At 58.9% G+C, this 5131-nt stretch carries 3 protein-coding genes, 3 tRNA genes and 1 pseudogene; 2 read left to right on the plus strand and 5 right to left on the minus strand.

Annotated features, from left to right (window positions below):
* Positions 1–67: 67 nt before the first annotated feature.
* The 3 genes from QZ307_RS10645 to QZ307_RS10655 all read right to left on the minus strand — a co-directional run bounded on the left by QZ307_RS10645 (position 68) and on the right by QZ307_RS10655 (position 1284).
* A tRNA-Cys gene (locus QZ307_RS10645) sits at positions 68–141 on the minus strand.
* 65 nt (positions 142–206) lie between these two features.
* Positions 207–282 (minus strand) — tRNA-Gly (locus QZ307_RS10650).
* 93 nt (positions 283–375) lie between these two features.
* Entirely contained in the window at positions 376–1284 is a 909-nt protein-coding gene (locus QZ307_RS10655; protein ID WP_295999685.1) for a TerC family protein, read from the minus strand.
* Positions 1285–1564: 280 nt separating this feature from the next.
* Here QZ307_RS10655 and QZ307_RS10660 point away from each other — a divergent pair, with 280 nt between their 5' ends.
* Positions 1565–2491, plus strand: coding sequence for a teichoic acid transporter (locus QZ307_RS10660; protein ID WP_295999686.1), 927 nt, complete (start codon positions 1565–1567; stop codon positions 2489–2491).
* A 127-nt stretch (positions 2492–2618) separates the two neighbouring features.
* Here the strand turns inward: QZ307_RS10660 and QZ307_RS10665 are convergent.
* Positions 2619–2693: transfer RNA gene (locus QZ307_RS10665), tRNA-Val, on the minus strand.
* A gap of 238 nt (positions 2694–2931) precedes the next feature.
* Here QZ307_RS10665 and QZ307_RS10670 point away from each other — a divergent pair.
* Positions 2932–4434 carry a basic amino acid/polyamine antiporter gene (locus tag QZ307_RS10670; protein ID WP_295999687.1) on the plus strand — a complete coding sequence of 501 codons (1503 nt, stop codon included), beginning with the start codon at positions 2932–2934 and terminating at the stop codon, positions 4432–4434.
* A 297-nt stretch (positions 4435–4731) separates the two neighbouring features.
* Here the strand turns inward: QZ307_RS10670 and QZ307_RS10675 are convergent.
* Positions 4732–5131, minus strand: a pseudogene (locus QZ307_RS10675) (diacylglycerol kinase); the annotation flags it as partial.

The following is a 5131-nucleotide window of genomic DNA, read 5'->3' on the forward strand; positions in this document are numbered from 1 at the left end:
ACCCGCGACCCTCACCTTGGCAAGGTGATGCTCTACCAGCTGAGCCATGTCCGCAAAAGGTACCAGTTGGAGGCGACGCCCGGATTCGAACCGGGGGTGAAGGCTTTGCAGGCCTCTGCCTTACCACTTGGCCACGTCGCCAATTCCTGGCTTCTGTCATTGAAAAGGCCGGTCAAACAAGCGCCTGACCGGCCTTCTGATGACAATGGAGCGGACAACGGGATTCGAACCCGCGACCCTCACCTTGGCAAGGTGATGCTCTACCAGCTGAGCCATGTCCGCATCGCGAGGAAATACTATACGGGATGCCCGGGCGGGATGCAAGACCCAATTTCGAAAAATTTCGCGATTCCCGATAAATGGCAGGGGAGGGCGCTACTCTACGCGCTCTCCGTTCACGATGGCCGCGTCGACGCGCTTCTGAGCGCGCTCGCCGACTTGCTGGGGCGCGGCTCCTGCTTCGGCTTGGGCCACAGCGTCGGCGATGGCCTGATCGGCCAGCTCCTTCTTCCAGGCAGTCAGGCGAGCGTTGAAGGCCATTTGGATAAACTCGAGAACAACGGCGAAGATCATGGCGAAGTAGACCATGAGCTTCTCCACATGCATGTCGAGCAGCTCGATGTCGGTGTGCAGGCCGGCCGAGTCAAGCACGAGCAGGACGCCGATGGCCGTGATGAAGACCAGGGCGAGGATTTTCATCTCGGGATGGGAATTGATGAAGTTGGAAATGGGATCGATGAAGATCATCATGATGATGACGGCGATCATGACGGCCAGAATCATAACGATGAGGTGCTCGGCCAGGCCCACGGCGGTAATCACCGAGTCGATGGAGAAGACAAGGTCCATCACCATAATAGTGCCCACTGCCTGGGGAAGCGAGATGAGGTGGCGCGCCTTGTGCTCTTCGGAGGTCTCGGCCTTGATTTCCGTGAGGGCCAAGACATCGATCAGCTCTTTGATGCCCTTATAGATAAGGTAGGCGCCGCCCAGGAGCATGACGATATCACGCACCGAGAACCCATGGGAATAGCCGCCCAGCTCCAAGGTGAACAGGGGAGTGGTCATGTGCACCAAGTAGGAAGCGAAGCAAAGGAAAAGGATGCGCATGACCAGGGCGCCCGCCAGGCCGAGCTTACGGCCGATGTGCTGCTTTTCCTTCGGAAGGCGATTCGTGGTGATGGAGATGAACACCAAGTTGTCGACGCCAAGCACAATTTCCAAGAAGATCAGCGTCAGCAGGCTGATCCAGGCCTCTGGTGTCAAGAATATTGATAGATCCACGATTTCCTCCTCGGTCGCGTCTTTTCTGTTTCCTGCCAACAAAAAAAGACTCATGGTGCAGCCCTGACGGATTTCCTCAAGTCTGCACCATGAGTCTCGCTCATTAAGGCTCGCCAGACTACGTGTATATTCTTGCGAAGTAAACCGTAGCCATGATGTTGAACGAGCCGCAAATCCTTGCCAGCTACTCCCCCATGGGGCAGGTTTATGCTAACAGAGAGGTTCGGGGTAAGCAATGGTATAATCGGCCGCAGTAACGAGTTCAACCAGGAGCATCTTCATGACCCAACCTTCAGAGCAGCCGTCTCTCGACCCTTCGATCGAGGAGGCTTCCCCGAATACCGTTGCCGAAACGTCCGAACGGCCCCGCCGCGGCGCCAGCCACGCCCGGGGCGGTCACGAGGCCCAGCCCCGTGCCCGGCGCAGCTTCACGAGCCTCTTTCACCGCGAGAAAAGCCAAGTTACCATTGGTGATGTGCGCTATTACGACGGCGCTGAGCTCTCGCGTCCTCTGGAAATGCCCTCGCGGGTGCGCCTGGTCATGTACGGCGCTATGGCGGTGGCGGCCCTTCTGGGCGCCTTGTTTTTGGTGAACTATTTCGACGGCATTATGAACGAGCCGCTGCGCCAGCAGCAGACCCTTCAAGAGAATTTGACGCGGGAGGTGGCCCTCGATCTGCCCTCTCTTGCGAGCCTCATGCCGCGCTCCGACGAGAAGATCATGGCGGCGCTGAGCAAGAAGGACTACACCCTCTACGAGCGCACGCCCATCGGCACCGATCCCGACGGCGGGTTCGAGGTCATCAAGCTGCCCGAGGGCGTCTCGCTTGAAGAGGCCGGGGCCATGTACCTGCAGGGCGTCGACAAGCTCTCGGCGCCCGATGCGGTCAAGTTGCTGAAGGGCGCGTGGACGCTCACCGTCACGCGCAAGAACGGCACCTCCATGCGCCTGCGCTATGCCGACTTCGATTCGGGCACGCTGGAGAAAGCCGTGCAGAACGCCATGGCAGCGGAAGGGCTGGAGAATGCCACGGTGGAGGATTCCGGTGTCGACGATTCGGGCAACACCTATCAAACGGGCACCGTGACGGATAAGAAGGACCGCACCTACACCTGGCGCGTCTCGGTGATCGAGCTGTCCGAGGTATACGATATCTCGGGCCTGCCGAACACGGCTTACTTCGTGGGTATTCGCTTCAGCGCCTAAGAGAAAACTCGACGCCGATCATCGGCGTCGAGTGCTTTTCGGGGCGGAATACTTCGTGCGGTATTTGCCCGTGACAGTTCAAAGAACAAAAAAGAGGTCAGACTTTTAGGTCTGACCTCTGAATGTGTGGTGCGCGATGCAAGATTTGAACTTGCGGCCCCCACCGTGTCAAGGTGATGCTCTCCCCCTGAGCTAATCGCGCATAAGGGCAACGTATCCGTTGCAGCGAGTAAGAATTCTATCAGAATGCGCGAGTCTGTCAAAGAGTTTTTTAAGAAAACTCGAAAGACGGGTCTAAACGGTAGGCCATTCTTTTTTCAAGGCTCTCACCAGGGACTATTAGTAACACCGTCATTACGGGGGTAATTTGTGCAGAGAAGAGAACATCAGCTGGGGTATCATGGTTCCCAATGTTTCCCAATCGAGGAGTTGGTCTCATTATGAGCAATGAATCCATGACCACGACAGCGGCCTCTTCGGCGCCCGGGGGAGCGTCCGATGGGGTTACCAATCCCCATGGCATCGGCCTGTTTCGTTTGGTCACCACGGTTATCACCCTCATCGTTGGCGCGGGCGTGTTCACCTTGGCCGGCGACCAGGCGGCCGGAGGCGCCAGCGGCGCGGCTATCCTCACAGCGTGGTCCATCTCGGCCATTGGCGTATTCTGCTTGGTTATGACGTTCTTTGCGCTCTCGCGCATCAAGCCCGAGCTCACCGGCGGCATCTACAGCTACGCCTCGGCCGGTTTCGGCGACTTCCTTGGCTTTAACTCGGCCTGGGGCTACTGGATCTCGGCGCTTCTGTGCACGGTCAGCTTCTCGGCTCTGCTCTTCGGCGCCTTGTCCTACTTCTTCCCGATCTTCGGCTCCGGCACCGACTTGGCCGCCGTTATCGGCGCCTCGTGCATCATCTGGTTCTATGCCTTCTTGGTCAGCCGCGGCATTTCCGAGGTAACCCTCATTAACGCGGTTATCACCATCTCGAAGTTCGTGCCGCTGCTCATTGCCATTATCGCCATCATCTTTATTGGTGCCTTCAACCCCGATATTTTCTGGGCGAATATGCAAACAGGCGCCGACCCCACCATGACGTTTATGGATCAGGTGCAGTCGGCCATGATGGTCACCATCTGGGTGTTCATTGGCATCGAGGGTGCCGTGGCCATTTCGGGCCGCGCTCGCAAATCGAAGGACGTGGGTAAGGCCACCATCATCGCGTTCTGCTGCGTGCTGACGCTCTATATGATGGTATCTCTGCTGTCCATGGGCGTCATGCCGCTCTCCGAGCTGGCAGACCTCGAGAACCCGGCTCTGGCCTACGTGATGCAGGCCGCCGTGGGTGATTGGGGCGCCATCCTCATTAACTTCGCCGTGTCGCTGTCCCTTATCGGTGCCATGCTCGGCTATACCGTGCTCGCCAGCGAGTCGCCCTTCGAGGCGGCCGAGAAGGGCGTGTTCATCAAGGCTTTCGCGAAGGTGAACAAGAAGGGCGCGCCGGTGGTCACCCTCGTGGTCACGAACTGCATCATCGAGCTCTTCCTTATCACGTGGCTGTTCACCGACTCCACCTATCAGTTCTTCTACACGCTGTCTGCCGGCATGATCCTGTTGCCCTACCTGCTGTCGGCGGCCTACTTCGCCAAGGTGGCCTTTAAGGAGCCCGAGGCGTTCAAGGGGCGCTTGAACGCTCCGCTATGGTTCTGGCGCATTCTCGGTGTCGTGGGCGTTATCTACAGCTTATTCCTGTCATGGGCGGCTGGCGCTCTGGGGCTTATTCTCATGTGTCTGCTCTATCTGCCCGGTGTTCTCATGTACATCTGGGGCAAGAAGGAGCGCGGCGAGAAGGTGTTCGAGAGCCTGGTCGACAAGGTGGTGCTCGTCATCATCATCGCGGCGGCGGTGCTGTCCGTGTATCTGCTGCTTACCACGCCGAACCTTATCTAGGGATTTCGACTCGCAAACGAAAAGCGGCTCGGTGCTGTGTGCGCCGAGCCGCTCTTTTGTTTCCATCCCGCCGCCCGGCTGAGATCCGGGTCGTCTGCCGGGCACCCGCTCCGCTGTTCGGCCTTCGGCCTCAGGCGCTTCGCTCCTTCATGTTTTTATGGAGCGACCTTCGGTCGCGTAAAAGGCAGTGTTCAGAGAGCCCTGCAGACGACCCGGCTCTCAGCCGGGCTGCATTGCCGATGTCCTTGCGTCGTCTCGGCGGACGGAGCCTCGCTTTGCATGCTGCGGTTGGCGACTTTACTCGTCGAGGAGCAGGGGCTCGGCGGATTCTTCGTCGTAGAGCTTGAGGCAGTCCTCTGAGACGATGAAGCGGGCCGCCTCGGGCATCAGCCGGGCGGTGAAGGGCGTCGTGGCCCCCGTTACTTCGCCATCGTACTGCACCGCCAGGGGAGGATCGGCCATGACGGTGACTTCGCTGCCGCGGTACAGGTCGATGGCGTCGGGGCGGGCGGGGAAGTCACCCCCGCGGTCGAGCATGCAGCTGAGCAGGGCTGGAATAAGCCCGATGGCGTCATGGGTGTTCATGACCACGACGTCGAAGAGGCCATCGCGGGGACGGTTCTCGTGGGTGATGGAGATGTCGAACTGCAGCTTCGAGAAGTTGATAATCAGGACGCCCACGCCCTGGGTTTGAATC

Origin of the sequence: uncultured Adlercreutzia sp., assembly GCA_910585575.1 — a bacterium.
Lineage (GTDB): Bacteria > Actinomycetota > Coriobacteriia > Coriobacteriales > Eggerthellaceae > Adlercreutzia.

Coding starts and splice junctions, on each gene's coding strand:
- QZ307_RS10660 (WP_295999686.1), top strand. CDS start 1,565: ATGACCCAACCTTCAGAGCAGCCGTCTCTCGACCCTTCGATCGAGGAG.
- QZ307_RS10670 (WP_295999687.1), top strand. CDS start 2,932: ATGAGCAATGAATCCATGACCACGACAGCGGCCTCTTCGGCGCCCGGG.